The sequence below is a fragment of the Candidatus Thiodiazotropha sp. AKAK3 genome, from assembly GCF_058244645.1.
This window is the reverse complement of sequence record NZ_JBSYOQ010000053.1, coordinates 267,633-285,770: the sequence shown is the minus strand read 5'-3', so window position 1 is coordinate 285,770 and position 18,138 is coordinate 267,633. Positions and strand designations below refer to the sequence as shown.

The following is an 18,138-nucleotide window of genomic DNA, read 5'->3' as shown; positions in this document are numbered from 1 at the left end:
CTTACCAAGGGGTGCAACGCCGCAATCGCGGCTTGAGTGGCTTCCCGCAGGGCGAGGCAGGTGATTTAAACGCAAACTGAGATAGGCCTTGTCTAAATATAGGGTTTATATGACGCACCACACTAGTCACCATCCGGGAGATGTGAAGTTAATATCCTCGTTAAAGGGCCGTTGATCGGTTTGGGTAAAATTGTAGAGATTTCAAACTCACCATTACCCATCACCGATCCCGGCCCTCTTTTTTTCTATGTTGCAAAGCAGCTCTAGCCCGTTGGACATCAATTTGGTAGTGTAAGCCGTAACTAGCCATGTAATATAATATTTAATAATCAAGGGCACCTCTATTAATCGCTTATGCCCTCTGCGTGACCTGAAGCGTGTAGCTGCAAGGCGTGAGCCGAAGCAGAATGGTTGTTCCATTCTCAAGGGTCACAACGCAGCAGATGCATGCTTCAGGCCGCGCCCTACGGGTCGTAAAGCCAGAGGACACAAGCAATTAATAGAGGTGCCCTTAAAAGATTATTCAGATACATCGGTCAGTTCTCTCTGTATCATCCGCTCTAATTGTTTAGAGAAACTCCTGCGCAAACTCTTTGATGGGGTACAGACAACGCGAGATGATAATGGTCAGTAGGAATTGTGTAGTTACATTGTTTAACCTGTTGACTGATTTATAGTTTCCTATTAGCCAGGGATGCCCTGAACCTACCATTATGGACGTTGTTTAGTTTATTCGCAGATTGTTATTTTTTTAAGGTTAGCGACAAAAGCAACCTATATGGTTACCTGGCTGTAAAGTGCTGTGCTGAAGCAACGGATGGCACAAGATATACTAACCAGGCCATAGATATTAAGACACTCAGCCGTTAAATATCATAAGGATAGGGGCTACAAGCGTGACTCAGATCGGTGTTGCAGCTTTTAACAAGGGCTAGCCATTGCCGGCGAGCCGCGCCTTGATCTGAGCCACGCTTGTAGCCCTGAGTGTATTAATATCTATGGCCAGGTTAGTAAGTTAAGAATGGTGAGATTTAAATGATTAACAGAATCATGCTGGTTGATGGTTCCTCGGCATCCCGTGAAGTACTTACGAGGCAATTGCAGGTTGCTATGCCTGAGATCCAAATCAGCAGTTGCGCAAGTGCATCTGAAGCATTGCAACTGATGAATGCTGAGCGCTACTCTCTGATCACGACCGCTTTATTGCTGCCTGATATGGATGGTCTCGATTTATGCCGACAGATACGCACCACTAAGCGACATCGCTATACACCGGTGATTATCGTCTCTTCAGATGCTGGTCAACGCCTACTTCACGAAGGCTACAATGCAGGTGTAACGGACTATTTTGATAAAGCCTTGGGTTTTATGGCTTTTGGTCAGTTCATAAAATCTTTTCTTGAGCGTAATCCAGACCTCTATGGACGAATCCTCTATATCGAGGATAGTAAGACCGCTGTAGCCGCAGCTCTGAAAATGATGGAACAGCATGGCATGGAGGTTATCCATGTTACTTCTGTAGAGGAGGCGATGACCTTGCTCGAGAGAACTCGTAATGGTAACGAGAAGGGATTTGACCTGATAATCACCGATTTTCATCTACAGGGGAGTATGACGGGAGGGGATCTGCTCTACTATTTACGCGTGAAACAACACTATTCCCAGCAGGAGTTGCCAGTTTTGGTAACCACAGGAAATGAGGACACAAAAACTCAGGTCGAAGTGTTCCACGCTGGCGCAAACGACTTCGTCAATAAACCACTGGTTGAAGAAGTGGTCATGGCTAGGGTTCGGTCTCTGCTTTTAGTAAAAAGCCAATATGATACCCTGCGTCGTCAAGCAGTGAATATGGAGAGAATCGCCACCACTGACGCTCTCACAGGCACACATAACAGGCTCTTCCTGGTAGAAAAGGGGCAGGATTATATAAGCAAAACTGCTGATGGTTGGGTGATGATCATCGATTTGGATCATTTCAAGAAAATCAATGACACCAAGGGTCATTTGATTGGTGACCAGGTACTGATTGCCATGGGAAAACTGTTAAACCACCATTTTCAGGATGGTTTGCCAGCGCGTTTTGGAGGAGAAGAGTTCGTTGTCCTGGCTCATGGGACAGATATACCCGAAAGAACTGAAGCCCTGCGCAAAAGCGTGGAGCAACTCAAACCCGGCGGGGTTGATGTCACTATAAGTATCGGTCTTGCCTCTGTAGGGGACCATTCAGGAGAGGATCTCAATACCCTGCTTGGACTCGCTGACAAAGCTCTGTATGCAGCAAAGGACGGGGGGCGAAATAGAGTGCTTATGTATGGCACGGAAGGCAAGATCAGCTCTCCATATCGATGATATTTAACAATCCTACCTAACGTAACAATAGTTTTATTCTTGAAACCATCTGGTGCAATAAAAGTCTGCTAATTTGCTCGAAAATAGAGCCAGATTTGAAACATGTACCAGTGGTATCTGACCGGCAAAGTAACACTTAAGTTATTGCTGGACTTAACTATTTATGCGATCTATCCTAGATACAACCAATCAACGGTAAATGGTATGTCAAGAGAGTGACAGAGAGCTTTGACCTTCAATTTCAAGTCATCCCGTTAATGTCAGGACAGGTGTAGGAGAGTCAATGGGATTCTACCGCCAGTGTCTGCACAGGAATCGTTTCAAATCCTTACCTTTTTGGAGTCCTTGATGTCGGAATCACCGAAAATAATTGTCGTCGGCGGCGGTGCTGCTGGTCTTGAGCTCGCAACCCACCTTGGCAGACGGTTAGGTAAACGGGGTAGGGGGCAAATCACGCTTATCGATGCCACCAGAACACACATATGGAAACCACTGTTACATCAGGTGGCGGCGGGCACATTTGACCCGGATCAGCACGCCTTGGGTTATCTGGCTCACGCCCGATGGAACCACTACAGATTTCGCTTAGGCATGATGCAGGATCTCGATCGGGTAGAACGCAAAATTATATTAGCACCGCTCTACAACGATAAAGGGGAAGAACTGATTCCAAGTCGAAGTTTCTCATATGACTATCTGATCTTTGCAGTAGGCAGTGTGAGTAACGATTTTGGCATTCCAGGGGTTAAAGATCACTGTCTGATGCTTGACACAAAATCTCAGGCCGCACGCTTTCAGCAACAACTGCTAGAAGCATTGATAAAGGCAAATACACAGAATACTCCCCTGAAAGAGGGGCAGTTGGACGTTGCTATCATTGGTGCTGGCGCAACAGGTGTTGAACTGGCAGCACAGTTGCACCAGGTCACCCGCCAGATTTCCCAATACGGATTCGAGACAATTGAGCCGGACAGACACATACACCTCCATATTCTCGATGCAGGGCCTCGCATTCTTCCAGCACTACCAGAGAAACTCTCAAGCCAGGTGCAGCAGGAGCTGGAAAGTCTGGGTATCAAAGTACATGTTTCTGAAAAAGTCACAAAGATCACAGAAGATGAGGTGCACACAGACTCCGGATTAGTCATCCCTGCAACCATCAAGGTATGGGCTGCGGGCATTAAAGGGCCCGATTTTCTGAGTCAACTCAATTTGACTACCAACCGCATCAACCAACTCAAGGTCAATGGTGATCTTACCCTGGAAGATGACGAACGCATCTTTGCCATTGGTGATTGCGCCGCATGTGTCATGAACGAACAGGGTGATCTGGTGCCACCACGGGCTCAGGCAGCTCATCAGCAAGCATCATTCGTTGCTAAAGCACTGGTTAAACGGATAAAGGGGCAGAATTTCGATAAAAAATATATCTATCGGGACTACGGTTCCCTGGTAACCCTGGGTCGCTACAGCACTGTAGGCAGTTTAATGGGCGCCATAACCGGTAGTGTTCGAGTCAGTGGTTGGATCGCTCGATGGGTCTATCTCTCACTCTATAAAATGCATCAGCTGACCCTTTTTGGATGGTGGCGAACAGGATTGACCACATTAGCCCGTATGCTGAGAAGGAGTATTGATCCGGCAATAAAGCTACACTAAATAGTTATCGTTTCTCTTTCCATAGTTTCGATATAAACATTAGTGTCCGAAATAAATGCAAGTGATGTAGGCTGCGGCCCAGCCGTATCAAACCCACGTGAAACGAACACTATCTGAAGCTGATGGGATTCCTTTTCATAGCGAAGATCATTCATTATTGATTGATCGTGTAATGTTTGTCATATGTATGCGATAGTCTATCTGCAACTTAGGGTCTAATTGTTCGGGTGCGGGGCAATATCATAATTTCGGCGAGGAACTCTATGCTATGCTCCAGTCTCTGACTATTAAGTACTTCAATTATTACAACTTATAGTTTTTGTAAATATGGAGGTAACATCTGATGCTGAGAGTCATGCCAATCCTGGCGCTAGATCAGGCTGGCAACCCAAGTCGTTGGTTGAACTGGGAAAAGGCAGTCCATTTGATTGCGACAGACAGGGTTTTGGCTCCATTGGGCCAGCAATCTCATCTGATTCGAGGTGGATTCAATGCGCTCACTGGTCTGCGCTCCAGTATTGAAATTTCCTCTATTCTACTTACAAGATCAAAGGTGCAACCGCATCTTTGGGCAGAAACATACGAACCACCGCTGACCAATCGTGCCTTATTCGCTAGAGACGGCCACATCTGTCTCTATTGTGGTAAGCAGTATTCCAATCGCGACCTGACATGTGATCATGTCATTCCTAAGAGCAGAGGGGGCACAGACAGCTGGTCAAATGTAGTTAGTTGCTGCACCCGCTGTAATCATCTGAAAGGTGCACGTACACCCAGTGAATGGGGGGTGGAATTACTGGCGATACCTTATGCTCCATGCTTCGCAGAGCATATGATTTTGCGTGGAAAAAACATTCTTGCAGATCAGGCAGAGTTTTTACTGGCTCGTGTGCGCAGAGGATAAAAAATGGCGCAGTAATAAACCGCCTGACTCCCCGGTCAGTTTTTTCAGGAAGCCGACCACTGCTTTCCCATTAACTTTAATCTTCTCAGAACATCTCAAAAAGCCCCTCTCCCTTTATGGGAGAGGGGTTGGGGAGAGGGTGTACGCGAAGCGTTTCACGTGATTGAAAGATAAAACCACATTGATCCTTCATCTTTATCGTGCTGATTGTTGATGAAAATAGGATGTTCATTCTCCCCCTCTCCCCCGGCCCCTCTCCCGCGAGGGGAGAGGGGAGTTACTCTCCCCGCCTATTTAAGGTTTCGGTGATTTGTCATTTTTTTCACACCGTGATCCTCTGCTTTACTATGCTTTTTTAAATCTCTATTCACTGCTGCCCTATTAACTTTCAATCTTCTCAGAACAACTCAGAAAGCCCCTCTCCCTTTACGGGAGAGGGGTTGGGGAGAGGGTGTACGCGAAGCGTTTCATGTGGTTGAAAAATAAAACCGTACTGATCGTTCATATTTATTTTGCTGATTGTTGGGGAAAATAGGGTGTTCATTCTCCCCCTCTCCCGCGAGAGGAGAGGGGAGTTTCACTCCCCACCTATTTAAGATATTGATGACTTGTAAGTTTTTTCTAGCCGTGACCCTCTGCTTTCAGATTCTCATAATTCAGAGGAAACTGATTGTTAAAGTTATCAAGCATGCCAGTCGATAGTGTCTATTAGTGTTAATAGGCCCTAATAAACAGATTGATTTCACCTATTAACCCGGTATGGTGATCAGATAGTGTCTTTTGTAAGCCAAGACCACTCAAGGCTGGATGCTAACTGGTGCAGGCTTCTGCTTGATGGGGGTGCTCACTGCATGTTTCGCTACTTCGGCTATGGTTCCAATATGAACATAACCTCATTGAGGGCCAAGGGAGTGGAGCCATTGTCTTCGCAAAGAGCGACTTTGCGTGGATGGCGCTTGTGTTTCAATGTACAGCATTTCTTCAACCACGAAGGTGGTGTAGGCAACATTGAGCCTTGTGATATAGCTGGTGAGCAGGTGCTTGGTGTACTCCATGACTGTGCGGATGAAGCCCTTCCATCCCTCGATGCCATGGAAGCATGTGGTTATGGCTATCAACGCATCACCACTGAAGTTGAGGCAGATGGCTTACTGCACTCAGCATTTACCTATGTTGGTATGCCGGCATTTATTGATGATGAGTGCTTGCCGAGCCGTCGCTACCTCAACATCCTTATCGATGGCGCGCGCAGGACAGGTCTTGATCCTGAATATCTGCGAAACCTTGAAAGACAACCGATCCACCAACCCGTTGACCATCCAGCCTTTACACCGCCCGCTGGGGACTATCCTGTATTTAGTGCAACTTCACTAGCTGAACAGCAGCTCTATACAGGGCTCTATGGTGCTGTTTTCGATATGTCAGAGGCACGTCCCCTGCATGAATACCTGAAGCACTTTTTCGGTGGACGTGATATGACCCTGTTTCATCTAAAACGAATGGATAGTAGTGATGGCTGCGAATCCATGGACGATATTCAGCACGGATGCCTCAGCGATGCCCAACAGCGATATCTCAATAGCTATTTAAATGAGTACGCAAAGGAATACCGTTATGTTGGACGCATCGACTACAACAACAATTTATGAGGAGTTCACTAATGGATCAGTTTCCCCCGGCACTTTCTCATGGTGCTATCGATGAGGTCTTTCCCAATCTCTTTTTTGTCAGTGGGGCTATGGAGACTGTGCTTCAGGATATAGACTGGAAGTTCAGTCGCAACATGACAGTGGTACGAGATGGTGAGCGTCTGATCATCATCAACAGTGTGCGTCTCAGCGAGGAGGGGTTGTCCGAGCTGGATCAGCTAGGCCAGGTAACTGATGTGGTTCGTCTGGGTTCACTGCATGGACGTGACGATCCTTTTTATGTTGATCGCTACAACGCTGAGTATTGGGCGATGCCAGAGATGGAGCACGAAACCGGTCTTCAAGCGACACGCACCCTTACCCCGGAAGGCCCGTTGCCAATATCAGATGCTTCTCTATTTGATTTCCGTACTACCCAGATTCCTGAAGGGATACTGCGCCTTGACCGGGACGGCGGTGTTCTAATCTCCTGCGATGCACTGCAAAACTGGATTGCACCAGATGAACACTTCTCAGACGCTTCCCGGGAGTTGATGACTCAGATGGGGTTTTTTACACCGGCCAATCTCGGTCCGGTTTGGGTGCAGAGAGCCTCGCCCCAGGGAGATGACTTCTTACGCCTCAAAAGGCTGGCCTTCAAACATGCGCTATGCGGTCATGGCGAACCCTTACGAGATACTGCTCATGAAGAGTTCAGCGCAACCTTCAATCGACTGCTCGGCGTCTGAAGCTTGGGATAAGGATCAGATACTTGGAGATGGCGACACTTCAATTGCCTGGATATGAGGTTGGGCCGGTACTCTATCGATCCTTAGGGCGCGTGGTCTATCGAGCTCAACGTCTTGCCGACAACACAGCTGTTGCTGTAGAGACCCTTGACGCGGAATATCCTGAGCGTCAGCAGGTAGCGGGGATTCGACGCGAAGGGACTATCGCACAACGCCTGGCTGAGGTCGATGGCGTACAGAATGTACATGCGGTGCTTGCACATGGAAGCGGCAATCTGGCGCTGGTTGCTGAACTGTTTAAGGGTACTCTCGATTCCCACCTGTCCAAGGCGGGGGGGAGTGGTTTGCCACTGACCGAAGTACTTGAGATTGCCCTGCACCTTACCCGCATCCTGGGTGATATACACGCCAAAGATATCGTACACAAAGCTTTGACTCCGCGTCATGTGCTGTTCGATCCTGCCAGTGGTGCGATTGCCATTGCCGGCTTTAGTATCGCCTCAGAATTGGATCAGGAACGTCAAGCGGTGCAGATGTCACGTCGCCTCGAAGGTCCGTTACCCTATATTTCTCCAGAACAGACTGGACGGATGAATCGGGATTTGGATTATCGGTCCGACTACTACTCCCTGGGCGTACTGCTGTTTGAGCTGTTGACCGGTACACGGCCGTTTCAGGCTAATGACTTGTTGGAATGGGTCTATGGTCACATCAGTCGCTTGCCGCCAGAGCCACACCAGATCTCTCCGCATGTTCCCAAAGCAGTGTCGGCGATTGTTCTCAAGCTGCTGTCCAAGAGTCCTGAGGAGCGCTATCAGAGTGCAGAGGGACTGATATACGATCTGGAGCATTGTGTTGATCTGCTTGCGGCGGGTCGTGAGATCGAACCCTTCAAACTTGGCGAAAAAGATTTCTTGCAGAAGTTTCTGGTACCACAAAGCCTTTACGGACGCGAACAGGAAATCCAAGAGCTTCTAGGACTGTTTGAGGTGGCTGCAGCCGGAGGTACTGAGTTTTGCCTGGTTCATGGTTATTCAGGGGTTGGCAAGTCGGCTCTGGTGAATGAGATCGACCGGCCCCTGGTGCGGGAGAGGGGCTTTCTAGTACAGGGCAAGTTCGAGCAGTTTCAACATGGAGAGGTATATACCGCCATCGCAATCGCTTTCCGTGGCCTGGTGCAGCAAATTCTATCTGAACCAGAGGAGCGTTTGGCAAATTGGCGCAGTCGTCTATTGGATGCATTGACCCCTAACGCCTGTCTGGCTGTGGATCTGGTGCCTGAACTGGCGCTGATCATTGGCGATCAACCCTCAGTGGTAGCATTGCCGCCTGCCGAGGCACGTAATCGTCTACACATTGTACTCACCAATTTTTTACAGGTGTTTGCGGCAGATGGACACCCTGTGGTGCTGTTTCTTGATGATCTGCAATGGAGTGACACCCCGACACTGGAGCTGTTACGTCGCTTTGTGACCTCTCGCGAACTGAGCCATCTGTTGCTTATCGGTGCCTATCGTAGTAATGAGGTTGGGGTAGGTCATCCTCTGCGTCTGTTGCTCGATGACCTTCAGTTGTCGAAGAGTATTCGTCAGCTTCCCATAGGACCTTTGAACCGGGATTCGGTTGCTCACTTAGTGGCAGATGCTCTGTGCCAGGATTTAGACGAGACACGCCAGCTAAGCGATATGTTATTCGATAAGGCGCAGGGGAATCCCTTCTTCACCAACGAATTACTACGACAACTGCATAAGGATGGTGTCATTGCACCAGACTCAGAGAGTGGACGCTGGAACTGGAAGCTGGATACAGAGCACTGGTTCCACATCAGCAACAATGTTGTTGAATTCATGGTGGACAATTTACGCCAGCTGCCACCTGCAACCCAACAGGTGTTGCAGTTAGCAGCCTGTATCGGCAGTACTTTTGACCTGCATACACTTTCTGTAATTTATGAACATCCGATTGCAGCGACAGCAGCAGCGCTTATGCCAGCGCTCAAACACTACACAGTCTTGCCTCTTCATACCGATTACCGTCTTGTCGATGGTTGCGTGCAGGGAGAGGATGTCGTATCACTGGAGTTCAATCCATCCTACCGTTTTCAACATGATCGGATGCAACAGGCAGCATATGCCCTAATTGATACCCGGCGGTTGCCAGAAGCACACCTCTCCGTGGGACGTCTGATGTTGCATTCTGCCGATGGTGATATTCCAGAGGATCGTCTCATCGACATCGTAGGCCACCTCAATGAGGGACGACCACTGATCGAATCGGAGGAGGAACAACTGCAACTGGCTGAGCTGAACCTGAGAGCAGGTGTTCGCGCCAGACAATCCGGGGCCTATGAGTCGGCCCTCAACTACCTGCGTGTAGTAGAGGAACTACTACCCGCCAGGCCCTGGCGGGATACCCCCGTGCTGATGCAGGGGGTTGCCTCCGAAATCCAACAATGTGCCTATCTGACCGGACGCACAGAAGAGGCGGAAAAGTGGATAGAAGTGCTGTTGGAACATAGTGAAACAGACTTGAAAAGCGCTGAAATACTCGCTACCCGAACACGACAATATGCCACTCTCGGACGTATGGAAGAGTCAATCCTCTCTGCTATTCAGGGTTTGGAGATGCTCGGCCTGGAACTCATTGAACACCCCACAACAGAGGATATCGATAAGGAGCGGAATCTGGTTGAGATGAATCTGGGCGATAGAAGCATCGCCGAATTGATAAATGTACCGATGGTCAATGATCCAGCTACATTGGCAAGTATGAGGTTGTTGATGGAGATATTTCCAGCAGCTTTTCTCTCCGGTAGCGGCAATCTATTTACCTATCTGGTTTTAAAGGCGGTCAATCTCTCTCTACGACATGGTAACTGCCCAGAGTCTGCCTTTGTCTATGCAGCCTACGGCATGCTTTTGTGTGGAGAGCTTGATGAGCCGAAGGTTGGATTTCAGTATGGAAGAGTAGGGCTGGAGATAAACGAGCTTCATGACGATCCAACCTTGAGGGCTCGAGTGATTTACGTCTATGCAATGTTCGTCCACCACTGGAGCAACCACTGGAGCAGTCTCACATCATGGTTCAAAAAAGGTATAGAGGCAGGCTACCAGTCGGGGGACCTGCTCTACCTAGCCTATAGCGCTCAGGATTGTGTGATCTGGGATCCGACACTGGATCTTGAGACAGCTCACCGACTGCATAGTGAGAATCTGGAGATCGTACGAGAGTGTGCCTACCAGGACTCTCTGGATTCCGGCACCCTGTTCCGGCAACTGCAACGCAACCTGTTGGGCCTCACCGAAGCACCCTGCAGTCTGAGTGATGAGAACTTTGATGAGGAAGAGTGCCTGGCCGGTATGCGCCAGCGTCAGTTCATGACTGGTATCGCCAACTACCACATCTATCGTGCAGAGATTTGCCTGCTATATGGCGACTACAACCAGGCCCTTGAGCATGTAAGGGAACAGGATCGTTTGATTAAATCAGCCATGTCTTTGCCTCAACTGGTTCGTTTTTATGTTGTCGCCTTTCTCACCCTGGCGACTCACTATCCTGATATGGAAGCAGATGAACAGGGAGAAACCCGCAAACGGCTGGAAAAAGATCACCAACGTATGAAACGCTGGGCCGACAACTGTGAGGCAAATTTTCGCCACCTGCAGTATCTGATGGAGGCTGAACTGGCACGGCTCGATGGGGCCCAGGATGTTGCGCTGGAGCTTTATGACGCAGCAATCGATGCGGCTCAAAAGAGTGGTTTTCTTCATGACGAAGCCACCGCCTGCGAATGGGCTGCCAAACATCTCCTGGCGCTTGGTCGTCGGCGAGCTGCCGAAGGCTATCTGCGTGGTGCTCACCATCTCTATGACCGTTGGGGAGCTCGACGTAAGGTCACTCAGCTGGCGGAACAGTACCCCGTTCTGCGAGAACTGGGTATACGCAGTCGTAGCTCTATAGCTGTAGATGAGAAAAATGACCTGGATCTCGCATCAGTAATGAAGGCATCAAGGGAGATCTCCGGTGAGATCGTACTAGATCGGTTGCTTGAAACCACCATAGGTATATTGTTGGAAAATGCTGGTGGTCAATGGGGGTGCCTGATTGCACGGCGAGAAGGGCGTCTGACAGTAGAAGTGGCCAAGCTGCCACCCGAGGGGCTGTCGAAGGTCGAACTGCCAATCCATTCTTTGGTAGCGACTCCCGATGGGGAGAAGGTGGCCCTGCCGGTTACCATCCTTAGCCATGTGCTCTATAGCGGCGAAGCTGTTGTGCTGCATGACGCTGTTCATGAAGGGGAGTTTTCACAGGATCCCTACATGCTAAAAACCATGCCACAATCGGTGCTATGCGTTCCACTGCGGCGAGAGCGATTTGAAGGCGTGCTGTATATGGAGAACAATCTGACCAAGGGCGTCTTCACCGAAGAGCGGGTTGAAATTATTAGACTACTGGCAGCACAAGCATCCGTTGCGATTGAGAATGCACGGCTCTATGAGCAGGTTCAGGATTACTCACGAACCTTGGAAGAGAAGGTGGTCGAACGCACCGCTCGACTGGAGCAGCTCAACGAGGAGTTACAGGGGCTGGCAGAGCGCGACGGTCTTACCGGTGTTGCCAACCGACGCCGGGGAGATAATTACTTAGAAGAGGTTTGGACTCGGCAGCGAAGAGAAAAATCACCCCTCTCGATCATTATGCTGGATGTCGACCATTTTAAAGCTTTTAACGACAATTACGGTCACCAGGCTGGAGATGAATGTTTAGTGGCCGTAGCCGAAGCGCTCTTTGCGCAGTTATTGCGTCCCACCGACCTGGTCGCTCGTTATGGCGGAGAAGAGTTTATTCTTATTCTACCCAATACCGACCGAACTGGTGTCGCCCATGTGGGAGAACAGGTTCGCCGGGCAATCGAGGAGCTGGCAATTAAGCATGAACACTCCTCAATAGGTGCAGTGGTGACAGTTAGTGCAGGTACAGCAACCATGGTGCCTAGTGTGATGGGCGGTACAGAACAGCTGCTGCGTGAAGCGGATATCGCCCTTTATCGCGCCAAGCGAATGGGACGGAACCAGGTCTGTGCTGCTCCAGATGTAGCAGAGGGAAAATTGCAATGACATTACAAGAAATATAAAAAGAGGATCTATGCAAATATCATCGCTCTTATTGAAGAAGCAGAAAAGAGTGCTAAATATGAGTCAGGCGAAAGCGTAGTATTGATAGATCGATAAGAATCTAAAATGGACTAATCAGGGCCTGTTAACAGGCATTAAACAGGGAAAACAGCAGTGCGTATCAATTCTAGCTAATTATTTTAGGTGCAAGATGCGAGAACTATATAGCCTCTAGCAGGCAAGTGTATCCATCCAAAAAAGTTTGAATGACAAAGTGCTATGACAGTGAAAAAATTAAATATTAATATTCTGCTTTCTAGCTATCTACTACTATTGTGTTTTGCTCCTGCGACAATTCTCGCCATTCAGAATCACAAAACAAAAAATGAAATATCGTTAACAGCTAAAGAAATTTCCTGGTTAGCAGATAATCGAATTATAGATATTGGTGTAGATGGAAGTTGGCCCCCAATTGACTTCATGTCAGGTAACGAGCACCGTGGGATTGCAGCAGATTACCTTAAACTGATTGAAAATAAACTAGGTATCACCTTTAAAATACATCATGAATTAACATTTAAGGAGATGTTGGATAAGGTTCGACAAGGTGAACTGAAGGCTGGCGCCTCTATTGTAAAAAATGATGAGCGCGCGAAAGATTTAATATTTACAACACCATTTTTTCGAACCCATAAATCGATTGTGTCGAGAAAGGATCGAACAGATATTAATGGAATCGAATCGCTATTTGGTAAAACCGTCGCTATCGAGAATGGTTTTTCAACGATGGAACAGCTTCAACAGCTTTATCCACAGATTAACCTGTTACCAGTAAAATCGACAAAAGAAGCTTTAAATGCTGTTTTCTGGAATAAGGCGGATGCCTATATTGGCACACGAGCAGTTGCTCAGTGGCTGATTCAGCAAGAACAACTCTTTAATCTTCATTTTAGCGGTAATTCAGGTATTGGATCCTCCGATCAACGATTTGCAATACATAAAAGTGAACAATTAACACCTCTGGCATCTGCAATGGACAAGGCATTGAAGTCGATTGATCAGGAGGAAAAACAGAACATTCTCAATCACTGGCTGGGATCGAGTGAATTCGATTCATCAAGTTATAAATTTACATTATCCCAAAAAGAGAGGGATTGGCTAAAAGAGCGGGGTGTATTGAAGATTGGAATCGACAATGCCTGGGAACCCATCGAGTATGTTGACGAAAGTGGAGCGTACCAAGGGATTTCATCCGACTATATGGCGTACATAAAAGCCAAGCTCGATCTGAGACTGGATATCGTAAAAGAGCTTTCTTGGTCAGAAATAGTCGCGGCTGCGAAAAAACAGGAAATTGATATATTGCCGGCACTGGTCGAAACACCGGAAAGAGTTGAATACTTAAATTTTACTGAACCATACCTTGATTTTCCATTTGTAATATTTGTAACTGAGCAGTCGCCATTTATCACGGGTCTGGAAGATTTCAAGCATAGACGCGTGGCAATTGTCGATGGCTATGTTACGCAGGAATATCTTCAACGCGACTTTCCTGATATAGAACTCATTCCAGTTGATAACTCCTTAGAGGGTTTAACCAGACTCTCATTGAATGAAGTAGATGCTTATGTGGGTAATCTTACTGTCGGCAGTCACTTGATCAGAAAAAAAGGCATTACAAACATCAAGATCGGTGCACCAACACCATACAAATATGAACTATCGATTGGCGTGCGTAAAGATTGGCCGGAAATGATACCCATTCTTAATCGAGTCATCAGGGATATGACAGAGTACGACAAAAAAGAGATCAGCCAGAAATGGATGGCGCTTCGATATGACGTTAAAGTTGATTATACACGGGTTTGGGAGGTAATCGGTTTCGCAACGATGACCATACTACTAATAGTCTTACTCTTGATTCAATCAAAGCGTAAACATCTAATTGCCAAACGGAACGAAGAGCAGTTGCGTCAGATTATCAATACAGTGCCACTCGCCATAGTGGTTAGTGACCAGAAGGGCCGTATTCAATTAGCTAATCCTCATGCTCTGAAAGAGATCGAATCAGATGGCAAGCCGATAACTAATATGAATATGTCAATTTTTTACGCAGATCCAGCAGATAGAGATGCTGTTCGTAATCAATTATCAAGAAAAACCCATGTTTACGATAAGTGTCTGCAGATTAAAACTTTAAAAGGTAATATTATTGACGGAATGCTTTCAGCAATTCCAATTCGTATGAACAAGCAGGAGATGAACTTAGGAATATTGATAAATCTTACACAACGAATACAGATGGAACGGCGGCTGGAAAAAGCTATGGATATAGCGGAACAGGCCAACCGTACTAAAAGTGAATTCCTGGCCAATATGAGTCATGAGATACGAACGCCGATGAATGCCATAATAGGTTTGTCTCATCTTGCATTGGAGACAGAGCTTACTGAAAAACAGTATGACTATTTAAGTAAAATAAAATTATCCGCACACAATCTACTTGGCATTATTAATGATGTTCTTGATTTTTCAAAGGTAGAAGCAGGTAAGCTTGAAATAGATGAAATTGAATTCAAGATGGATTCAGTTATGGAAAATCTTTCGAGCATGATCGGTTTTAAAGCTGACATTAAAGGTTTGGAGCTAATCTTTAAACAAGATCCTGATATACCTCACAAGGTTATAGGTGACCCACTACGCATTGGTCAAGTACTACTGAATCTGGTACAAAATGCGATCAAGTTTACACCTCAAGGAGAGATATTAATTTCGGTAACTCTTATTGAGAAAAGTATTTCCAACTGCTTACTGAAATTTTCTATAACCGACACAGGAATTGGGATTGAAGCAGATAAGATACAAAACCTGTTTGATGCATTTGTTCAGGCAGATGCATCAGTCTCACGACGTCATGGAGGTACAGGTCTCGGCCTGAGTATCAGTAATAACCTAGTTCATTTGATGGGTGGCGAACTTTCTGCATCCAGTCAGGTTGATAAAGGAAGTACATTTGAATTTACACTACCTCTCGGCATTGCCGAAGAGCAGTCAGATAGACAATTTATTTCCAATGAAGATCTTCAAGGCATGAGTGTATTGTTGGTTGAAGATAACGATACTGCTAGACATGTCATGACTGAGATGCTCGAAGCATTTTCTTTTCATGTAACAACTGCTTCATCTGCTGATGAAGCCTATGGATATATACAATCGACCAGCTTTAGACTGATACTGATGGATTGGCGAATGCCAAAAACCAACGGACTTGAAGCAATTGCTTATATTAGAGAACACCTTGATGCTGATATTAAAATAATTCTTATAACAGCACATGATCGTGAGGAGTTACTCAATCAGGTAGAAGCAATTAAGCTGGATGCTGTTTTGATAAAACCTATAAGTCCATCTACATTATTTGATGCTGTTCATGAAGTGGTAACCGGACAAACAAAGTCACTGCCAACTAAGAGTCATATCTCAAGAAGATTTAGAGGTAATGTTTTGCTTGTTGAAGATAATACTATTAACCAGCAAGTTGCTAGAGAGCTATTGGAAAAACTCGGTTTACTGGTGGTTATTGCAAACAATGGTGAAGAGGCTATAGAGAAAATTCAACAAGCAGATTATGAATTAGTGTTCATGGATATACAGATGCCAGGTATTGATGGACTAGAAGCTACACGCCGCATAAGACAAGATCTGTGCAACACCTATACTCGTATAATCGCAATGACAGCACATGCCATGCAAGGAGATAAAGAGCGTTGTCTAGCAGTAGGTATGGATGATTATATATCGAAACCAATCGATCCCGATAAATTATCTCGAATGTTACTTGCTTGGTTACCTGTCGATGATAGACCTATTGTCGATCGGGCTGCAAAACCAGCAGGTGAGGTAGAGTTGAATTTACCTCGTGATCTGAATGGCATTGATACAGAGTGGGGAGTAAAGCGGGTAGGGGGGAATGAGCGGTTATACGGTAAATTACTGATTGAGTTTTTTGAACGATATCGGGATAGTGGGACACAGATTCATGAATTTATTAAATCAGGAGAGGATAAAGCATTACATCGCCTGTTACATACACTACAGGGTGTCGCTGGCAATCTTGGTGCAAAAAAATTACAACAAGCATCCCATGAGTTGCTTGCTGCTTTTCAAGAAATTAAGCCTGAAAGTGAGTCAAATATCAATTTGGATAACTTTATCACACAGGCCGAGGTCACTTTTAATAGTATCCGCAATATACAACAGTTGATATCTGCAACATCAAATTCCTCTAACGTACAACAGCTAACTTCAACATCTCAGTTAGATGATCTATGCCAGCAATTAACTAATGCGATAAAGAATGGTGATTCCGGATCTTCCAATCTACTGGATCAATGTGCAGCTCAAATTCTCACAATAAAGCCAGATATGGCTGAATTAATATCGGATTTACAACACCAGATAGATAATTACGAGTTTGAGGAAGCTTACCCGATCTTACGAAAAATAATAGACGAAACTGGACTGTCATATAATGAAAGCGAATAGCAATGAAAAAGCCTGCGTACTTATAATCGATGATGAGAAATTTTATATCGATGTACTTGTTGAAATACTCAAAGAAGAGTATCGGGTTCTGATATCTAAGGATGGACAACAGGGCATCACTAGGGCAACTAATAGAGAAAACCCGCCTGATCTAATTCTTCTCGATATTGTAATGCCAAACATGGATGGCTATGAAGTGTGTAAAAAATTAAAAGAGAATCATCTTACTTCAGAGATTCCAATCATCTTTTTGACAATAAAAAGTGAAGTAGATGATGAGGTTAAAGGGTTTAATTTAGGTGCAGTTGATTACATAACAAAACCGATCAGTCCACCTATTGTTAAAAGCCGTGTCTCTAACCATTTGGCTTTGGCCAGGAGTAAAAAGCTGTTAAATGAAGAGAATCTGCTTCTGGAAAGTCGAGTTAGAGAACGTACGAGCGAAATACGTAAAACACAGGATGTTGCTATCTGTTGTATGGCCTCTCTGGCTGAGACGCGAGACAGTGAAACTGGCTACCATATTCAGCGTACACAACATTATATAAAGATACTTTGCGAAGAACTACAGAACCATCCTGATTACCGTGATTATCTGACCGCTGATAACATAGATCGTATAGTTCGGTCTGCGCCACTGCATGATATTGGTAAAGTGGGAATTCCTGACAGCATTCTACTTAAACCTGGCAAATTGAATGAAGATGAGTGGAACATCATGTCTACACATGCCCAGCTTGGTTTTGATGCGCTACTCAATGCTGAAAAAGATATTGGCACAACCAGTTTCTTAGGAATCGCAAAAGAGGTAGCACTGACACACCATGAGAAATGGGATGGCAGTGGTTACCCAAATGGATTGAAAGGCGATGAAATACCTGTCTCAGGTCGCTTAATGGCGCTAGCCGATGTTTATGATGCGCTTGTGAATAAGCGAGTCTACAAAGATGCTTATAAACATCAAACAGCGGTAAAAGTCATAAACGAGGGAAGTGGTTTGCACTTTGATCCAGTAATCGTCTCAGCGTTCTTGGAGTTAGAAGCAGAATTCAAAAGAATCTTAGATAACTTTTCAGACAATTGATAATGCTAAGCACAAAAAATAATCGCTTCTAAGTTCGGTGTCACTGTTTCCGTCTTACGCGGGCATTGATAAATGCAGCCTGATCCGTCAGGATCTTACGGCGCTG

At 46.1% G+C, this 18,138-nt stretch carries 8 protein-coding genes; all 8 read left to right on the top strand.

What is annotated here, in order from left to right; all coding sequences use genetic code 11:
* Positions 1-1,035: 1,035 nt before the first annotated feature.
* Positions 1,036-2,349: a response regulator gene (locus AC4IE7_RS13720; RefSeq protein ID WP_490777409.1), complete on the top strand. Its 1,314-nt coding sequence runs from the start codon at positions 1,036-1,038 to the stop codon at positions 2,347-2,349.
* A gap of 348 nt (positions 2,350-2,697) precedes the next feature.
* Positions 2,698-4,008 carry an NAD(P)/FAD-dependent oxidoreductase gene (locus AC4IE7_RS13715; protein WP_490777408.1) on the top strand — a complete coding sequence of 437 codons (1,311 nt, stop codon included), beginning with the start codon at positions 2,698-2,700 and terminating at the stop codon, positions 4,006-4,008.
* A 343-nt stretch (positions 4,009-4,351) separates the two neighbouring features.
* The gene (locus AC4IE7_RS13710; RefSeq protein WP_490777407.1) at positions 4,352-4,912 is read left to right on the top strand and encodes an HNH endonuclease; all 561 of its coding nucleotides are present in this window, start codon (positions 4,352-4,354) and stop codon (positions 4,910-4,912) included.
* A gap of 773 nt (positions 4,913-5,685) precedes the next feature.
* Positions 5,686-6,561 (top strand): gamma-glutamylcyclotransferase family protein, encoded by an 876-nt coding sequence (locus tag AC4IE7_RS13705; protein WP_490777406.1) that lies wholly within the window; start codon positions 5,686-5,688, stop codon positions 6,559-6,561.
* Positions 6,562-6,572: 11 nt separating this feature from the next.
* A complete protein-coding gene (locus AC4IE7_RS13700; RefSeq protein ID WP_490777405.1) occupies positions 6,573-7,289 on the top strand; it encodes a hypothetical protein in 717 nt (238 codons plus the stop codon).
* 29 nt (positions 7,290-7,318) lie between these two features.
* A complete protein-coding gene (locus AC4IE7_RS13695) occupies positions 7,319-12,406 on the top strand; it encodes a diguanylate cyclase domain-containing protein (RefSeq protein WP_490777404.1) in 5,088 nt (1,695 codons plus the stop codon).
* Positions 12,407-12,682: 276 nt separating this feature from the next.
* On the top strand, positions 12,683-16,948 hold the full coding sequence (locus tag AC4IE7_RS13690) for a response regulator (RefSeq protein WP_490777403.1): 4,266 nt from the start codon (positions 12,683-12,685) through the stop codon (positions 16,946-16,948).
* Positions 16,935-18,032 carry a response regulator gene (locus AC4IE7_RS13685; protein WP_490777402.1) on the top strand — a complete coding sequence of 366 codons (1,098 nt, stop codon included), beginning with the start codon at positions 16,935-16,937 and terminating at the stop codon, positions 18,030-18,032. The genes AC4IE7_RS13690 and AC4IE7_RS13685 overlap by 14 nt, the downstream gene beginning before the upstream one ends.
* Positions 18,033-18,138 lie beyond the last annotated feature (106 nt).